Annotated in this window: 15 protein-coding genes; 6 read left to right on the top strand and 9 right to left on the bottom strand. The window is 37.2% G+C overall.

What is annotated here, in order from left to right; all coding sequences use genetic code 11:
* Positions 1 to 109: 109 nt before the first annotated feature.
* The 3 genes from EGI24_RS03160 to EGI24_RS03150 are packed head-to-tail and all read right to left on the bottom strand — an operon-like array spanning position 110 to position 3952.
* Complete coding sequence (locus EGI24_RS03160) at positions 110 to 1138, bottom strand: LLM class flavin-dependent oxidoreductase (protein ID WP_255046833.1); 1029 nt, start codon at positions 1136 to 1138, stop codon at positions 110 to 112.
* Between the two features lie 49 nt (positions 1139 to 1187).
* Positions 1188 to 1880 (bottom strand): NUDIX hydrolase, encoded by a 693-nt coding sequence (locus tag EGI24_RS03155; protein WP_255046832.1) that lies wholly within the window; start codon positions 1878 to 1880, stop codon positions 1188 to 1190.
* A gap of 59 nt (positions 1881 to 1939) precedes the next feature.
* Positions 1940 to 3952: a glycoside hydrolase family 127 protein gene (locus EGI24_RS03150; RefSeq protein ID WP_255046831.1), complete on the bottom strand. Its 2013-nt coding sequence runs from the start codon at positions 3950 to 3952 to the stop codon at positions 1940 to 1942.
* Between the two features lie 201 nt (positions 3953 to 4153).
* On the opposite strand from EGI24_RS03150, the gene EGI24_RS03145 reads away from it, so the two are divergent.
* The 3 genes from EGI24_RS03145 (at position 4154) to EGI24_RS03135 (ending at position 7270) form a co-directional block, all read left to right on the top strand.
* Positions 4154 to 4993 carry a RimK family alpha-L-glutamate ligase gene (locus EGI24_RS03145; RefSeq protein ID WP_255046830.1) on the top strand — a complete coding sequence of 280 codons (840 nt, stop codon included), beginning with the start codon at positions 4154 to 4156 and terminating at the stop codon, positions 4991 to 4993.
* Positions 4994 to 5201: 208 nt separating this feature from the next.
* Positions 5202 to 6494 (top strand): NCS2 family permease, encoded by a 1293-nt coding sequence (locus tag EGI24_RS03140; RefSeq protein WP_255046829.1) that lies wholly within the window; start codon positions 5202 to 5204, stop codon positions 6492 to 6494.
* Positions 6485 to 7270, top strand: a complete 786-nt coding sequence (locus EGI24_RS03135; RefSeq protein ID WP_255046828.1) for a 5'-methylthioadenosine/adenosylhomocysteine nucleosidase — start codon at positions 6485 to 6487, stop codon at positions 7268 to 7270. The genes EGI24_RS03140 and EGI24_RS03135 overlap by 10 nt, the downstream gene beginning before the upstream one ends.
* Before the next feature lie 18 nt (positions 7271 to 7288).
* On the opposite strand, the gene EGI24_RS03130 is transcribed toward EGI24_RS03135, so the two are convergent.
* Positions 7289 to 7513 carry a PLD nuclease N-terminal domain-containing protein gene (locus EGI24_RS03130; RefSeq protein WP_255046826.1) on the bottom strand — a complete coding sequence of 75 codons (225 nt, stop codon included), beginning with the start codon at positions 7511 to 7513 and terminating at the stop codon, positions 7289 to 7291.
* A gap of 130 nt (positions 7514 to 7643) precedes the next feature.
* Here EGI24_RS03130 and EGI24_RS03125 point away from each other — a divergent pair, with 130 nt between their 5' ends.
* The 3 genes from EGI24_RS03125 (at position 7644) to EGI24_RS03115 (ending at position 10646) form a co-directional block, all read left to right on the top strand.
* On the top strand, positions 7644 to 7907 hold the full coding sequence (locus EGI24_RS03125; RefSeq protein ID WP_255046825.1) for a hypothetical protein: 264 nt from the start codon (positions 7644 to 7646) through the stop codon (positions 7905 to 7907).
* A gap of 12 nt (positions 7908 to 7919) precedes the next feature.
* Entirely contained in the window at positions 7920 to 9023 is a 1104-nt protein-coding gene (locus EGI24_RS03120; protein ID WP_255046824.1) for a C1 family peptidase, read from the top strand.
* An 84-nt stretch (positions 9024 to 9107) separates the two neighbouring features.
* Positions 9108 to 10646 carry a peptidase gene (locus tag EGI24_RS03115; protein WP_255046823.1) on the top strand — a complete coding sequence of 513 codons (1539 nt, stop codon included), beginning with the start codon at positions 9108 to 9110 and terminating at the stop codon, positions 10644 to 10646.
* Positions 10647 to 10686: 40 nt separating this feature from the next.
* Here the strand turns inward: EGI24_RS03115 and can are convergent, their stop codons facing one another.
* The 5 genes from can to EGI24_RS03090 form a co-directional block, all read right to left on the bottom strand.
* Positions 10687 to 11334, bottom strand: a complete 648-nt coding sequence (gene can, locus EGI24_RS03110; protein WP_262926167.1) for a carbonate dehydratase — start codon at positions 11332 to 11334, stop codon at positions 10687 to 10689.
* Between the two features lie 15 nt (positions 11335 to 11349).
* Positions 11350 to 12918: a SulP family inorganic anion transporter gene (locus EGI24_RS03105; protein WP_255046822.1), complete on the bottom strand. Its 1569-nt coding sequence runs from the start codon at positions 12916 to 12918 to the stop codon at positions 11350 to 11352.
* 139 nt (positions 12919 to 13057) lie between these two features.
* Complete coding sequence (locus tag EGI24_RS03100) at positions 13058 to 14425, bottom strand: HAMP domain-containing sensor histidine kinase (RefSeq protein WP_255046821.1); 1368 nt, start codon at positions 14423 to 14425, stop codon at positions 13058 to 13060.
* A gap of 21 nt (positions 14426 to 14446) precedes the next feature.
* Positions 14447 to 15127, bottom strand: a complete 681-nt coding sequence (locus EGI24_RS03095) for a response regulator transcription factor (protein ID WP_255046820.1) — start codon at positions 15125 to 15127, stop codon at positions 14447 to 14449.
* A gap of 176 nt (positions 15128 to 15303) precedes the next feature.
* On the bottom strand, positions 15304 to 16569 hold the full coding sequence (locus EGI24_RS03090; protein WP_255046815.1) for an Hsp70 family protein: 1266 nt from the start codon (positions 16567 to 16569) through the stop codon (positions 15304 to 15306).
* Positions 16570 to 16662 lie beyond the last annotated feature (93 nt).

Genomic DNA, 16662 nt, shown 5'->3' with positions numbered 1-16662 from the left:
AATTAATATTTATTCAAAATTTAAATTAAAACCTAAACCTAGAAAATATAACAAAAGAAAATACAATGATAAATTCTTTAGAAATTAAATCAGAATTTAATCTAGTAAATTACGAACTAGCATTCACCAAAGGCGACACTTTAGTTCCAATCAATTCGATGGCATTCAATAACTTTTCATGAGAAAGCCCAGCATTATCCATTTGAAAAGTTACCCTTGATATACCGCCTAATGCTTCGCTGTGTCGCAGTATTTTGGCAGCAACTTCTTCTGGGCTTCCCACTAAAAATGCTCCTAATGGTCCAATTTGAGACATAAAATGATATTTAGTTACTGGTGGCCAACCTCTTTCTTTACCGATTCTGGTAAACATTTCGGCATAGCCTGGATAATATTCTTCGATTGCAGTATCCAAATCTTTAGCAACATAACCTAAGGAATGTAAGCCCACTTTCAATTTTTCGGGTGCATGCCCCGCTTTCCGGCCAGCTTCTCTATACAAATCTATCAGAGGTCTGAATCTATGTGTGTCACCACCAATAATGGCCACCATCAAAGGCAAACCTAAAACTCCAGCACGAACAAACGATTGAGGCGTACCGCCCACACCGAGCCAAATTGGAATATCCTCTTGGATTGGTCGTGGATAAATGGCTTGATTGTTAAGAGCGGGGCGGAATTTTCCCGACCAAGTTATGGTTTCTGAGTTTTTGATTTTCAACAATAAATCGAGTTTTTCGGCAAAAAGCTCATCGTAATGGTGAAGATTTAATCCAAAAAGAGGGTAGGCTTCAGTAAAAGAACCACGGCCTACTACCATTTCAGCTCTACCATTTGAGATTAGATCGAGCGTAGCAAAATTTTGAAAAACCCTCACTGGGTCAGTGGCACTGAGTACTGTTACTGCACTTCCGAGCTTTATTTTATTAGTTTTTGCAGCTGCGGCTGCCAAAATCATGGTTGGGGCTGAATCCAAAAATTCTTTGCGGTGGTGTTCGCCAATTCCAAAAAAATCTAAGCCGCATTTATCAGCAAATGCTATTCTTTCGATCAATTCGCTTATCGCAATTTGGCTATTTTGTTTGGTATCTTCTTTAGAGCTATCTTTTGCGGCAAAACTATCTATTCCTATTTCCATATTTTATGATTTATACCATTTCTACACAAATATTCTCCAGATGGTTCAGTTATAAATTCATAAAATAATGAAATGCATTGAACTGAGAGGTGTATTTCTCAATATCTAACCTAAACAAGGAAGCTTTTTTTGTGGTAGAATTATTGTCCTTCTCGCCAGTATCAATCAAGAGTTTTGTAGACAAAATTTTGCGACTAAAGTTTCTTCTGTCTAATTGATAACCATAAATGGCCTCATAAAGTCTTTGTAATTGCGGAATGGTGAATTTATCGGGCAATAACTCAAATCCGATTGGATGCAAAGCTGCTTTATACCTAACTTCGGCAATAGCCTTCTCCACCATTTCGTTGTGATCAAAAATTAAATCTGGTTTATTTTCCAAAGAAAACCATGAACCGTTTTTAGATTTTGCGAGCTCTGAATCGTGATTATTGATATTGATTAAAGCATAAAAACAAACCGAAACCGTGCGTTCCACGGGATCACGGTTAACTTTTCCATAACTCTGAAGTTGCTCAAGGTAAACATTGTCAAGACCAGTAAGTTCGTTCAGAATTCGCTTAGCACCGTTTTCTAAATCTTCGTCTCTTTTCAAAAAACCTCCCATCAAAGACCACCTGCCAAGTTCAGGTTCAAAATTACGTTTGATAAGTAAAAGCTTAAGGTTTTCGCCGTCAAAACCAAATATACAGCAGTCAATGGCTAGGTTTATCTTATCGGCTTGAAGGTATTGATTGAGCATTTATACAGGTTTAAACAATTTTAGAGATTAACAAATTTATAATTAAAAAATAACAGCACTCAATTCTCAATCCTCACGCCCAGAATCTTAGTTGGAAACCAGAGCCTCATTTCTCCGATTCCTCTATTTGATCTGGCATAGTAAGGTATCAATTTTATGGTTTTAAGACTTGTATTAATCTCTTGATCTGTAAAATTGAATGTTTTTGCATTTGTTGACAAAGTAATTACTCCATTTAGCAAATTTGGCTCAAAATTACTTGAAAAATTATTGCTCTTGTTAAAAATTATATTGGAGGTTTTTCCATCATTATCAGCAAATTCCGCACAATACATGAGCGGCCCACGTTGCACAGCTACGAGGTTACGGTTGGTTTCTATTTTTTCATGAGAAAGAATTTCTTGCGTGTTCATGGGCAAATTCAGTTCAACAACATCGCCGTTTTTCCATAACCTATTTATGGTGAAATATCCATTTTTGGTTTTTGACGCGGCCACAACAAGCCCATTAACTTTAAGTATTTCTCCAATTTGAGACTTCTCCTTTGCAGTGTATAAATCCGTCGGGAAAACTTGTCCTTCAATCCAACCTGGAACTCTCAAATTTAAAGTAAAGTTTATACCTTTTTTATTGTTTGTGCCCACTTGAATCTTCACATTTCCTTCCCAAGGCATATTGGAAGTTTGTTTGATGGTAACATTATTTTTTGAGTCTATGGCGTAGGTTGTTTCACTTCCGATATAAAGATTTACAAACACATCAGTTCCTTTTTGTGCATATATATAACCCGGAATAGAAGGCATAAATCGACAAATATTTGATGGACAGCATGAGCATTTAAACCAAGGCGAGCGTTTGTTTTCTCCACTTAGTTTGCCGTTGATGGTCGTGTATTCCATAGGATTGGCATAATAAAAGGTCTTTCCGTCAAGGCCAATTCCACCCAAAATACCATTATAGAGGGTTCTCTCTACCATATCCATATATTTCGATTCCCCGGTAAGCATAAACATACGGTGGTTCCAATATACATTGCCTATCCCTGCACAAGTTTCGCAATAAGCCGATTCGTTTGGCAATTGATAATCTGGTCCAAAACCTTCCCAACCACCAGAGGAGCCGATTCCACCCGTGATATAAGTTTTCTTTCCTGCAGCGTTTTCCCAAATTTTATTGATGGCATTTATATAGGCCTGGTTTTGGGTTAAAGCTGCCACATCGGCCATCCCTGAGTACAAATAAGTCGCTCTTACGGCGTGACCAATCGCCTCAGTTTGTTCAATTGCAGGTTTGTGGTCTTGCCAATATTCACCCGTCTCCCAAACCGTGGCCTCTTTGTCTCCAGCGGTTTTGGCATAAATTCTTTTTCCACGACATTCTATAAAAAACTGCGACAAATCCAGATAACGTTTATCGCCTGTGACCAAATACATTTTAACCAAGCCTATCTCTATAACTTGATGACCAGGTGCTACCGACTTTTTTCCTGGCCCAAAAACGGTTAAAAGATGATTAGCGTTTTTAATGGCCAAATCTAACATGTTTCTTTTGCCGGTAGCCAAAAAATGTGCCGTTGCCGACTCATAAAAATGTCCCATGTTGTATAATTCATGGCTCAGCTCATGTTCTTTTTCGTAGCGTTCGGTTCCCATCCATTCGTGTTGATCGCCCATAGTTCGGGTAGTGTACAAATATCCATCGGGTTCTTGTGCCGCACCAATAACTGTTATGAGCGAGTCCACATAGTCATCGAGCTTTTTATCATACTTAATTTGGAGTGAGTAAGAAGCTCCTTCGATGATTTTGTACACATCAGAATCGTCGAATACATACACTCCGCAGAGTTTCCCAGACCTAGCTGCGGCTTGCTCGAAGTTTTTAATACGACCCGTAATTTTGGATTGATGAAACGACCAAGGAATGGTTTCGGTACGGTTAATCTCGATTTTAGGTAACCAAAAATTATCATTAAGATGCACTTTGTTAAAAGTAATACCTTGATAAGGGTAATAACTTTGTGCAAATAAAAGACTAGAATAAAATAAAAGACCAAGTGTAAGTACTTTTCTCATGGTTTGGGGTAAAATAGATGTCATAAACTTAGCTATATTTTAATAAAAACTGAATAATTGAGGTGCTTTTAACAAATAAAAGTGGGAAATGGGAAATCGCCGAATTAGAACCCTACTACCTAAAAACGACCAAAAATCTATTGTGAAAACAAATTTCATCTATAATAAAAACAATATCTTTGTGGCTCAAAAAACCTAAAAATGCCCAAAATCGCTATTGCTACCTACGACAAACTACCCGATTTAACCTTCAACGACCAATTACTTATTCCGATATTTAGAGAGAATGGTTACACCGTAAGTCCAGAAATATGGGATGATTCAGAAGTTGATTGGAGTAGCTTCGATATTGTTTTAATTAGAAGTACCTGGGATTATTACTTAAAACCTGTGGAATTTAAAAATTGGATTTCTCAATTCATAAATTCAAAAACCAGGCTCATAAATTCTGCTGAGATGGTTTTAAAGAATTCACATAAATTCTATTTAAAAGAACTTGCAAACAAAGGTGTTAGCATTATCCCAACTATATTTTCTTCAGAAAAAATAGAATTAGAAAAGCTCAAAATGTGGGAAAAGATAGTGATAAAACCCGCAGTATCCGCAGGCTCACATGAGACGGAAATATTTGAAGTAAACATGCTTACACAAGAAGTTCTTGATAATAAAACAAGGACTGGAGATTGGCTCGTCCAACCTTTTCTTGAGGAAATAAAAGATGCAGGCGAAATATCCATGTTGTTTTTCGGAGGCAATTTTTCGCATGCAATACAGAAAGTCCCGAAGTCTGGCGACTTCAGAGTTCAGAAACAATTTGGAGCCCAATATCTCAAATTTGAGCCATCAACCACGCTACTTTCAATAGCAAAAAATATTGTGGAAATTGCCGGAAAAGAATCCGTTTACGCCCGAATAGATGGCGTAATAACACAAAATGGCTTTCTACTTATGGAAGTAGAAATGATAGAGCCTGACTTGTTTTTTGAACATACTCTTGATGGACCGAATAGATTTGTGGAGGCGGTGTTGAAGGAACTTTAATTTGAATACTACAAAATCTATTCTTTTTCCAAAACAATAATCCAAAAAAATATACCCGAATAAAACTTAAGGCAAGATTTTGCTCAGATGTATTTTAAAAAATACCAATTGAAGTAGTTTCTTTACTAATCTACTTTTAACAAACTTCAGAAGTCATACACAAATTCTGAAAGGAAATTGTAGTTTTGACTATCCAAAACCCTAAAAAATGAAATTAAATAAAACAGAGGTATTTGCTGGTATTTCTTCGTTTTTAGCCACTGTCTATATCGTAATTGTTAACCCTGCTATTTTATCACAAGCTGGGATGCCTTTTAATGCAGTCGTTACTTCTACAATATTAGTGGCATTTTTTGGGAGTTTAATGATGGGCTGGTATGCTAAAAACCCCATTATTGTTGCTCCAGGCATGGGAATGAATGCATTTTTTACTTTCACAGCTGTTAAACATCTGGGCTTAACCTATCCTCAAGCACTTGGTGCGGTATTTTGGGCTGGCGTTTTTTTTATGTTGATTTCATTTTTCAATGTAAGAGAAAATGTTTTGAGGGCTATTCCAAAAGCCATCAGACATGCAGTTTCGGCGGGTATTGGCTTGTTTATTTGTTTTGTTGGATTGCAAAACGCCCATATAATAATAGACAATCCTGCTACTTTGGTTGGTTTAAATTCTTTAAAAGACCCTAATACGATTACGTTTTTCGCTGGATTATTTTTTACATCAATACTCCTGATTAAAAAAACTTCGGGTGCTATTATTTACGGAATTATTGTAACAACAATTTTGGCCATTCCCATAGGAAGATGGTGGGGCGATGCCTCGGCTTATAATTTTGGTGTATCAACCGTTGTAAATTACTCAGGTTTGTTTTCAGCACCAGACTTCAGCCTTTTATTTTCTTTAGATATTTTAGGAAGCTTCAAATTCGCATTCTTACCTGTTATTTTTGTTTTTGCGTTTACCGACTTGTTTGATGGCATTTCGACTTTGGTTGGCTTATCTGAAGCCTCTGGATTAAAAGAAGAAAACGGTGAACCTAAAAATATGAGGAAATCACTTCTAACGGATGCCATGTCAACTTTGGTGGCTGGTGTCTCTGGTAGTAGCCCTGGTACAGCTTTCATAGAGTCTGCAGTTGGAATTTCGCAGGGTGGAAGAACAGGACAAACTGCCATAGTAGCTGCTTTTTTGTTTTTGCCATTGATGTTCCTTTCTCCTTTGGTTTCTATGGTGCCTGCCGTGGCTAGTTCTGTTGCATTGGTATTGGTTGGGGCCTTTATGTTAGAACCTATCAAACTAATTAAATGGAACCAAATGGATGAAGGTATCCCAGCATTTTTAGCTTTAACTTTAATTCCTTTTTCCTACAGTATTACGCAAGGCATTGTCTTTGGCCTTTTGACATGGACAATTTTAAAGTTTTTTGTAGGGAAAAAAGAAGACATTTCATTGACTTTAATTATCATAAATATATTATCCATTTTAGCCTTATGCGTTTAAGCTTTATCTTCTTTTTTTGGATTTCATCCGTATCACTTTTTGGCCAAAGAATTGGTATAATTGGTGCTATGCCCGAGGAAATAAGGATATTGACTGAAAATTTGGAAGACAAAAAGATAGTAAAATATAAAGACTTGACTTTTTATGAAGGTCGATTGGAAAACAAAAATGTGGTAATAATGAAAGCAGGAATCGGCAAAGTAAATGCTGCTTACTCGACCACATTGCTATTGGAAAAATATCAAATCAGTGAAATAATATTTACTGGGGTAGCTGGAGGACTGCATCCAGAGGCTTTACCCGGAGATATTGTTGTAGGCGATTCAATATTTCACCATGATTATGCCAGACATTTAGCCAACGATGAATACATAGTACGACCTACACAGCACATTGAAAATAATCAGAAGAACCCTCTGTATTTTGTCTCTGACAAAACACTTCTTGAAAAAGCCAAAAAAGTAATCCCGAATCTGAAAACCATAAAAGTTGGGGAGCATAATCCCAAAATATTTATAGGTAAAATAGCTACAGGCGATGTATTCTTGAGCAATTCTATAAAAGCAAAATGGCTCTACAACTCTTTTGGTGCTTTGGCTACCGAAATGGAAGGTGCAGCCGTAGCTCAAATAGCCTTTCAACAAAAAGTGCCTTTTATAATTATCCGGAGCTGCTCAGACAATGCTAATAACGATGCTCACTTAGATTTTCAAATATTCATGAAGCCCGCAGCCGAAAATGCTATTCGATTGGTTCTGGCTATTTTAAAGGAATGAATTAATGTTTCTTGAAATTTAAATAACCCCACCTTTTCTCCCCACTAAAAAATACAAAATTGAGCCAAAGAATGGCACTAATAATATAACCAATGCCCAAACTATTTTATTGGTTTGGTCTTGAAATTGTCTTTGAATCAAATCAACAATGGCAAAAATCCATAATACTACAGGCAATAAAAAAAATAGAAGAATGACAACAATTTCAGTTGCTCCGAGATTTCCCAAAAATAACAGTGACATATTAGCTTGTTTTTACGGCAATTACTAAATTCTCTTCCGCATTTCCAAAAAATTTACTTTCAAGAACTTGGTCATAAATATTTTCGTTAATATTGCTCCCAGAAACCTAACCATTGTTATATTTTCAACCATGAAAATATTATTGATACTCTTAACTATTCTGAATGCAGGCACGCTTATTCCGTGGGCGATTTCGGCACCGATGTCTATAATGGCCTTTGACGCTCCTGATTCTACAAAATCTATTTGGCCGTATTTGATTATCGGAGCTATGATTCTTTATCCCATTTTTGTGATTCTCTGTATTTTTAAAACTTGGTCACAACAATCGCTTTATTGGGCAGCAGGGCCTTCAGTACTTTTTATTATTGGTCTTATTTTAATCAACATCTGATTTCTTCAAAAAATGAACAACCGAATTGGTGGCTATAAAATTGGCCGCAAACCCGCCGGAGCAGCCATGAAAGCTCTGAAAAACACTGAAAGCCTTCCTCAAAAAGTAGATTTACGCAAATTTCTAACCTCAGTAGAGTACCAAGTGGGCAATAGTTGTGTAGCCAACGCAATGGCTGGTGCATATGAATATTTGGCTAAAAGAGAACTTGGAGAAGCCTCTGATGTGAGTAGGTTATATATTTATTACAATGCCAGGTATGTGGATGGTAGCCAAGATGAAGACTCAGGCTCATATATGCAATGTGCCATTGATGGTCTGATAGAATACGGTGCCTGCTCAGAGGAACTTTGGCCCAACGAAGAGGATAAAATAAATGAAGAACCTGCTGCAGAAGCTTACGAACAGGGAGCATCTTTCAAAGTAGTTGAAAAAGAATATATCGATACCGATTTGGATCTCTGGAGAGAAACTTTAGCAGAAGGATATCCGATAGCTTTTGCCATAAATACTTTCGACTCCTTCGACGAGGCCTGCAACAACAAAGGCCGAGTTCCTATGCCAAAAGCCACAGATAACACCCGTGAAACACACGGCTGGCATGCCATGCTGTGTGTGGGATATTCTGATATTGACAGGGTTTTTATTGTTAGAAACTCGTGGAGCGAAGAATGGGGTGACAAAGGTTATTGTTACATTCCTTATGATTATATGATTCACCCAGACTACAACTCGCACGATAGCTGGATTATAAAAGCAGTAGAAAACCTTGACTATAGCGAAGGCGTGCAGGTGGACGATGAGGAATCGATGTTTTATGATAGCGACTACCTGATTTTCAAAGATTTCTATGTTTACACTGAACAGTCCGAAGATTTTGCGGACGAGTTGGAAGAACTGATTCTTGAATATGTAGAAAGCGAACAAGACTTCTTTTTCGACTGGGAAACCTTAGAAGACGACGGTGGTGTGTATATTTCGCTCAAAGAATTTTATCTATTGACGGAAGAAGAATTGGGTTTTTGGAATGCCCTTGACGAACTCTGCATAGTATATGGAGGAGAAGACGGCTATGACTACACTGTAAACAGAGCAGATAGAGAGGAAGAAGAATAAATAGCTTAAAAAACACAATTAACATCCATTAAACTATATTTTTTTTAGTTTTGTGGATGTTTTTCATTTTAAAAATCAAAATCAATGCTCAACAAACTTAAATGTACTACAATACTTTCCATACTCAGTGTAGCGGCTTTTGCACAACAGCCCATACTTATCGATGTGGATGTAAAACTGAATGCCGACACTTTTTTTGTGAAACTTCAAGTTCCACAAAAGCTTTCAAAAAGCAATAATGTTTTCCAGTTTCCGGCTACGGCACCAGGTACTTACCAAACCATGAACATTGGTAGATTGGTGAGCGACTTTGAAGCCTATGATAAAAAAGGCAAGCTTTTAAAAACTGAGTTTAAAGCCCCTAACCAATATATAATAACCAAACCAGAAAAAGTCAAAAGTTTGCACTATAAGGTGGCGGAAACTTTCGATACCGATCTAAAGGAAATGCCAATTTATATGATGGCGGGTAGTTCTATTGAAAAAGAGAATGTGCTTGTTAATGCCCATACATTGAGTGGGTATTTTAAGGGCATGCAGAACCACCCTTTAGGCATCAGAATAAATGGAAGAGAAGGCTGGAAAACCGGAACAGCCCTCAAAGAACAAAATGGATATTTTATGGCGGATGATTTTGACCATTTGGTGGATTCGCCCATTATGTCGGGAAAGCTTTCATTTGCAGAAACCAAAATAGCAGATACACCTATCAGAATCTATACCTTTTCGGAAAATGGGAAGGTGAATTCAGAAATGTTGTTGAAAGAAATGACACAAATGCTTAAAGCTGCTGAGAAATTCTTGGTGAAATTGCCTGTTGACAATTATACTTTTCTATTTTATTTCTTGCAAAATCCAAGTGGTGTTACGGGTGCTTGGGAGCATTCTTATAGCTCAGAGTACGTTATAGCAGAGGAAGAGCCATCACCAGCATTTTTAAAATCTGTAGTTGATATCGCTTCTCATGAGTTTTTTCATGTGATTACCCCGCTTAATATTCACTCAGAAATTATCGAGTCTTTCAATTTTGAAAAACCCACTCCCTCGCAGCATCTTTGGTTATATGAAGGCGTTACTGAGTGGGCATCTCATGTGCAACTATTTAGAGGCGGAGTAACCACTTTAGAAGAATACCTTACAAATGGTTTGAAACAAAAAATCATTGTGAGTGAAAACTACTTTAAGCCAGACTGGAGTTTGAAGAAAATCGCTGATGAATCATTTAATGGCGGCGATGGTGCCCAGCAGTATGGTAATATTTATTACAAAGGAGCATTAACGGCCAGTTATTTAGACATTAGAATTTTGGAGCTTTCGAAGGGAAAATTTGGCCTAAGAGAAGTGTTACTTAACCTTATCAAGAAATATGGAAAAGGAAATCCTTTTAACGAAAAAACATTCTTTGACGATTTGGCGGCCATGACTTTTCCTGAAATCAAAGATTTTACGAACAAATATATTGTAAACAACGAGCCTTTTCCTCACGAAGAGTATTTGTCAAAAATTGGATTAAGTTACAAAAGACTAGCAAAACAAAAGGTAGAAATAAACAAAATTGAAAATCCAAGCGAAGCCCAAAAGAAGCTATTTGAAGCTTGGAGTGTAAATATGAAAGTTGACTAAAAGCTAAAAAATCTCGCAATTTTTGGTTGCGAGATTTTTCTTATAAATCATCAAATTCGTAAAGCGGATCTAGGTGATCCTTGTGGGTAACAGTACATAACTCCTTTATAAGTCCATCTTCTAGGCTATATACCCATCCATGTATTTCAGGTGCCTTCTTTGCTTTCCAAGCTCTCTGAACAATGCTAGTCTTCGCTAGATTCATCACTTGCTCCTCCACATTTAATTCTATCAATTTGTTTAGCCTTTCCTCAGGTTTGGTTTGATAATCAATTTTGTCGCGGTGCATTCTGTAGACATCCTTGATATTTCGAATCCATTTGTTGATTAAATCATAATTATGCCTGGTCATAGCTGCCTTCACACCACCACATCCATAATGGCCACAAACTATAATATGACTAACGTTGAGGTGATCTACGGCATATTCTAAAACTGCCAGTAAATTCATGTCAGTATGAATTACCATATTGGCAATATTCCTATGTACAAAAATTTCACCTGGTTGAGTACCAGTAATTCTATCGGCAGGAACCCTACTGTCGCTGCATCCTATCCATAAAAAGTCAGGCTTCTGCGTATTAGACAATCTAGAAAAAAACTCAGGATCATCTTTAACTACGTCTGCAGCCCATTTTCTATTGTTTTCGATAAGTTTATCGATAGGCTTTATTTTTGGGATTTTCATACAATTTAAAATATATTAATGTGTTGAAGAAACAAAATTGCTATTGATTTGATAAATGTCTTTAAAGTTTACCAGCTCACAATCAATGTCTTTGAGCGGGGCTTTTATTTCCTTAAATTCCTTGATGAGCTCTATGACATCAAAATCAATATAAGTGGTGTTAGTAGCGTCTATAATTACTTTGCTTTCTGCAGGTAAATGGTCTAGGGTTTCACGTAAAGCGGCTTTGTTTAAAAAAGAAACTTCCTCCGGGAGTCTGATTTTTATGGTTTCTCCCTTTTCGTACCCTTCTTTGTGGAAGTAGTAAGAGTTTTTAAGGTTTCCTAACAAAATATACACGATGCTGACCATAAGACCTATACCTACGCCTTTGAGCAAATCAAGAAAGACTACCGCCAAAACTGTCACCACAAAAGGAATCCATTGGTATTTTCCGTTCTTGAACATGGCCACAAAAATGCCTGGCTTCGCCAATTTATATCCGGTAAACAACAAAATGGCAGCCAAAGCGGCCAATGGAATCTTGTTAAGTAAACCTGGAATTAGTAATACACTGGCAAGCAACAAAAAGCCATGAAAGATAGTTGAAAGCTTTGTTTTGGCATTGGCATTTAGGTTTGCACTGCTACGCACAATCACGCTTGTAATAGGCAAGCCGCCAATCAAGCCCGATAATGTATTTCCGATACCTTGTGCTATGAGCTCCCTATTGGTGCTGGTAATTCTCTTTTCTGGGTCTAATTTGTCCACTGCCTCTATACACAACAGCGTTTCTATCGAGGCCACAGCAGTGATAGTTAAGGCCACAATCCATACTGGAGTGCTTGAGATGTTGGAGAAATCAGGAAACGTAATGAGAGCCTTAAACTCTTCAGTGGTGGTAGGAACAGGAATATTCACCAAGTGAGCTGAAGATATTGCCAATAATGGGAAGTTTTTGAAAATAAGTTCACTTACCAAAACACAAACGATAACCGCTGCCAAGCCACCAGGTACAATTTTAGAAACCTTTTTTAAGGCTGAAGTTTCGAACAACAATATGACAGCCATTCCAATAATAGCAATGAGCGTAGCACCAATATCAACATGATGAATAGCTGAAAATAAACTGGTGATGGAGTTTTCGCCATCCAGTTGCAAAAACGCAAAATCGCCTTCATTGTCTCTATCATAGCCCAATGCATGAGGAATTTGCTTTAAAATGATAATAATACCAATACCAGAAAGCATCCCTTTAATCACATTGCTTGGGAAATAGTTGGCTATTACACCTGCTTTCAAAAAACCCAAGGCAATTTGCATCATTCCAGAAAGAACAACTGCCACTAAAAAAGCCTCAAAAGAACCGAGACTACTTATTGCTTCTAAAACCACAGCCACAAGTCCAGCGGCGGGTCCACTTACACTGAGCTGGCTGTTACTGATTGCTCCTATTACCATCCCCCCAATAATTCCAGCAATTATTCCACTAAAAAACGGTGCTCCAGAAGCCAATGAAATACCCAAACAGAGCGGAAGTGCAACTAAAAATACCACCAAGCCAGAGGGCAAATCATACTTTAAGTTTTGAAAAACTTTATCCATTAATATCTTCCTTTTTTACAGTTATCGAACTAATATTCACAATTTTTTGATATTTTCTACTTCAAGAATTGTAAAAATAACGCCAATAATTGGAGAAAGGTTGTAGCGAAAAAGCCCAATGTAGGATTTTAATCGGATTCTAATCTTGTTTTAACGGGATTCTAATTTCCACAATAACGCCCATAGGAATATTAGAAAAAACATGTAATTCACCTTTATGAATTCGGATGATGTTTCGAGCTAAAGGTAAACCAATGCCATAACCTTCGAAATTTGAAGTGTTAGATGCTCTGAAAAAGGGATCATAAATATAAGGAAGCTCTTTGTTAGGGATACCGATACCCAAATCGCTGACCGTGAGCTTGATAGTCTCATCTACAGACTCAACCTTAACCGTAACGGGCTGATTGTTAGAGTACTTTATGCCATTGCTAATGATATTCGAAATGGCTAAAAGCAAGAGTTGTGGATTAGCTGTTATCAATAAACTTTCTGGATTCTCAGGTAGGGAAGAGAAATTAAGGGCCACATAGTTATTTGGATGAATTTTATCGATTGTTGATTTACATTCCAACAAAAGTTCGTCAATTCTTACAGTCTCGAAGTGGAGCTCTTTACCTTTGAAACCCGTTTGAGCCAAGAACAACAAAGCTTGGGTTTTTGTATTTAGCTTTTCAGCTTCTGTCAGAATTACCTTTAACGAATCTTCATAGTGTTTTGTGTCTCGCTTTCTACTCAAAGACAAGTCTGCCTCGGCTATAATTGTAGTGAGAGGAGTTCGTAATTCGTGAGAGGCATTTGACACAAAATTATTCTGAGCCTCAAATGATGTCTCGAGTCTATCTAACATTTGATTGAAGGTAAGAATTAAACTCCCTAATTCATGATTTTGATTATTGCCTTCAAGTCTCAAATACAAATTATCAGTTCCGATTTTATTGATATCACCCATTATTTCTTTAAGTGGCTTGGTGATTTTGAGCGAGAACCAATAAGAAACAAAAAATATTAAAAGCAGCGATATAATAAATGCCCCAAAAAGGAGCTGCCTTAAAAAAACCACATGGTGGGTATTATAATAATTTTCAGCAGATACAATCACCAAATAATTTTTGCCTTCAACTGTGTAACTTATTCCAGTAAAAAAAACACCATTCTTGTTAAAATAAGACTCCTTCAGCTTGATTGCATCATTTAAAAAAGTACTACTTACATTGAGACTTTTAGATAATGCTGAAAAATCCTTTAGGGTATCCAATGCAAATATATAATCCTTTTCATTAGCCAGTTTTTCGAGATACTCAGCCTTAAAAGACTTCAAATAACTACCTTCTCTATGATATTCTAGTTGAATTTTAGCAGTTGTAACGGCTCGTATATGTAGCCTTTCGTGAAAATCCTGATACGAATATTGAGTAAAAGTATAATAAATGAAACCTCCAAATACCAAAATAAAGCTCAGCAATATGCTTGACAGTAAAAGTATTATCTTGTTTTGAGTTTTCATAAGTCAGTAGTTTTCAAATCCTCAATCTCGCATCACATAGCCCATTCCAACAACGGTTTGAATGATTTTTGGGCAGTTTTGCTTATCCAGTTTTTTGCGTAGATAATTTACATAAACGTCCACCACGTTTGTACCCAAATCAAAATTGATTCCCCAAACTTCCTCTAAAATCTCCTGTCTTGAAAAAACCTTATTGGGACTTTTCAACAAAAGGAGCAAAAGCTTATATTCGGTACTTGTAAGCTGTACTTCTTTACCATTTACGGCTACGAGTTTCGAAGTATCATTTATTTCTATAGCCGAAAACCTAAAAATGAGTTTTGCTGGTTCAGCAACCGCCAAAGTAGATCTTCGCAATAATGAGTTTATGCGGGCAATGAGTTCAATAAACTTAAATGGCTTCACCAGATAATCATCCGCACCTTGGTTGAGTCCCATGGCCACATTCTCGGCTGTACCCAGTGCTGTTAGAAGCAAAATCGGCACATTGCTATTTGTTCTTATCTTTTGACAGAGCTCCAAACCATTCATTTTGGGCAACATTATATCTAAAATCACCAGGTCATAGGCATTAGAATTGGACAAAAAGTATCCTTTTTCGCCATCATTGGCTTCGTCAACTTGAAAGTTCTCCTCTTCCAAACCTTTCTTGACAATGGCACAAACCTGGAGGTCGTCTTCTACGAGCAATATTTTTTTCAAGCCGCTAATGTTTCTTGTAAAAATAGTAAAATATGTGGCAGGAATTCAAAAAAAAGCAAAGCAATGCGGTTAATTCGGAAATTATTTGAATATGACCAAAAGACCCATATAATGCATTTAGAGCATTTTCTCAAGCATTTTAAACCCTTTAGTTGCCAAAAAAATAGCAGAAAACCTCAATTTATGTTTAAATAACTATAGGCCAAGCCCATGGCTACACTATTGAAATTGTCGCCCGATTTGAGTTTATCTTCTCCAAATTTGTCTTTAAATATCTGATTCAAAGGCTTTATAAGTGAAGTGCCCCCAGTCATAAACACCACATCTATTGATTCTTTGGCAATGCCTTTTTCTTCTAAGAACCGGTCCAAGTATTCTTCGATCTTTGATAAATTTTGAGCTATAATTTCGTCTTTAAATTCAGTCAAACTTACTTCTTCCTCTATTTCTATTCCATGATTCTGAAAGCTCAACTCGGCCTTTTCTTCATGGGTCAGCGTGATTTTGGCTTTTTCAATTTCCTTAAAAAAAGAATAACCCAAGTTTTCGGAAATCAAAATTTGAAGGTTTTTTACCCTATGGTCTTTACCTGAATATTGGTATGATTTCTCAATGCTCAGCTTCATTCGAAGCGTATCCAAAAAGTTCATTTTTTCCCAAGAACAGATATTTTGAAAATAAGAAAGCGGTAAATCGAGCGGTTTACCAGGCGTAAATTCCTCCTTCACTCCCCTACCAAAATGCGGGGTGCCTTTGTGCCACATGATATCGGAATCGAAATTGTCACCTCCAATATAAATACCACCCTGACCTATGATGTCGCTCTTGCGATTCGCCAAATTTTTTGCTTCAGGGTCTAGTCGCATCAAGGAAAAATCAGAAGTACCGCCGCCAAAATCTGCCACAAGTACGAGTTCTGATTTCTCTATTTGTCTTTCATAAGTATATGCCGCCCCTATCGGTTCTAACTGAAAATAGATCTTTTCAAAACCTGCGATTTTAGCGGCTTTTTCTAACCTCGTTTGAGCCAATGCATCTTTTTCGGAGTCTTCGTCGAACACTACTGGCCGGCCAATAACCGCCGTTTTTATATCCTCGCCAAGAAACTCGTCCGCCATGGATTTTAGATGGCTCAAAATAAACGCCACCAAGTCTTCAGCCTTGTACATGCGGTTACCAATTCGGGTATCTACAAAACTTTTGTTAGGCAATACCTTTTTGATAGACTTCATAAAACGGCCATTCATGCGATTTTGAACGTACTGGTCAATGGCATCTTGACCCACCGCCACTCTGGTAAACTCTCCACGCTCCTTAGGTTCCTGGAAAAATAAAAGCGAGGGTACTGTAAAAAGCTTAACAGCCTGTCTAGTCTCAATATCTAAAATGGCCAAAGCTGAATTGGAAGTGCCGAAATCTATACCGTAGATGTATTTTTGCATGTAAAACTATTGAAGTAAAAGAACCCATCCTGCCGAGTAAATCACACAAAAGGGCTGCAAATATAGGGAGAAAATAGGGGGAATAGTTTGTGT

Origin of the sequence: Lacihabitans sp. CS3-21, from assembly GCF_024343675.1 — a bacterium.
Taxonomy (GTDB): domain Bacteria; phylum Bacteroidota; class Bacteroidia; order Cytophagales; family Spirosomataceae; genus Leadbetterella.
This window is presented reverse-complemented; position numbering and strand designations above follow the sequence as displayed.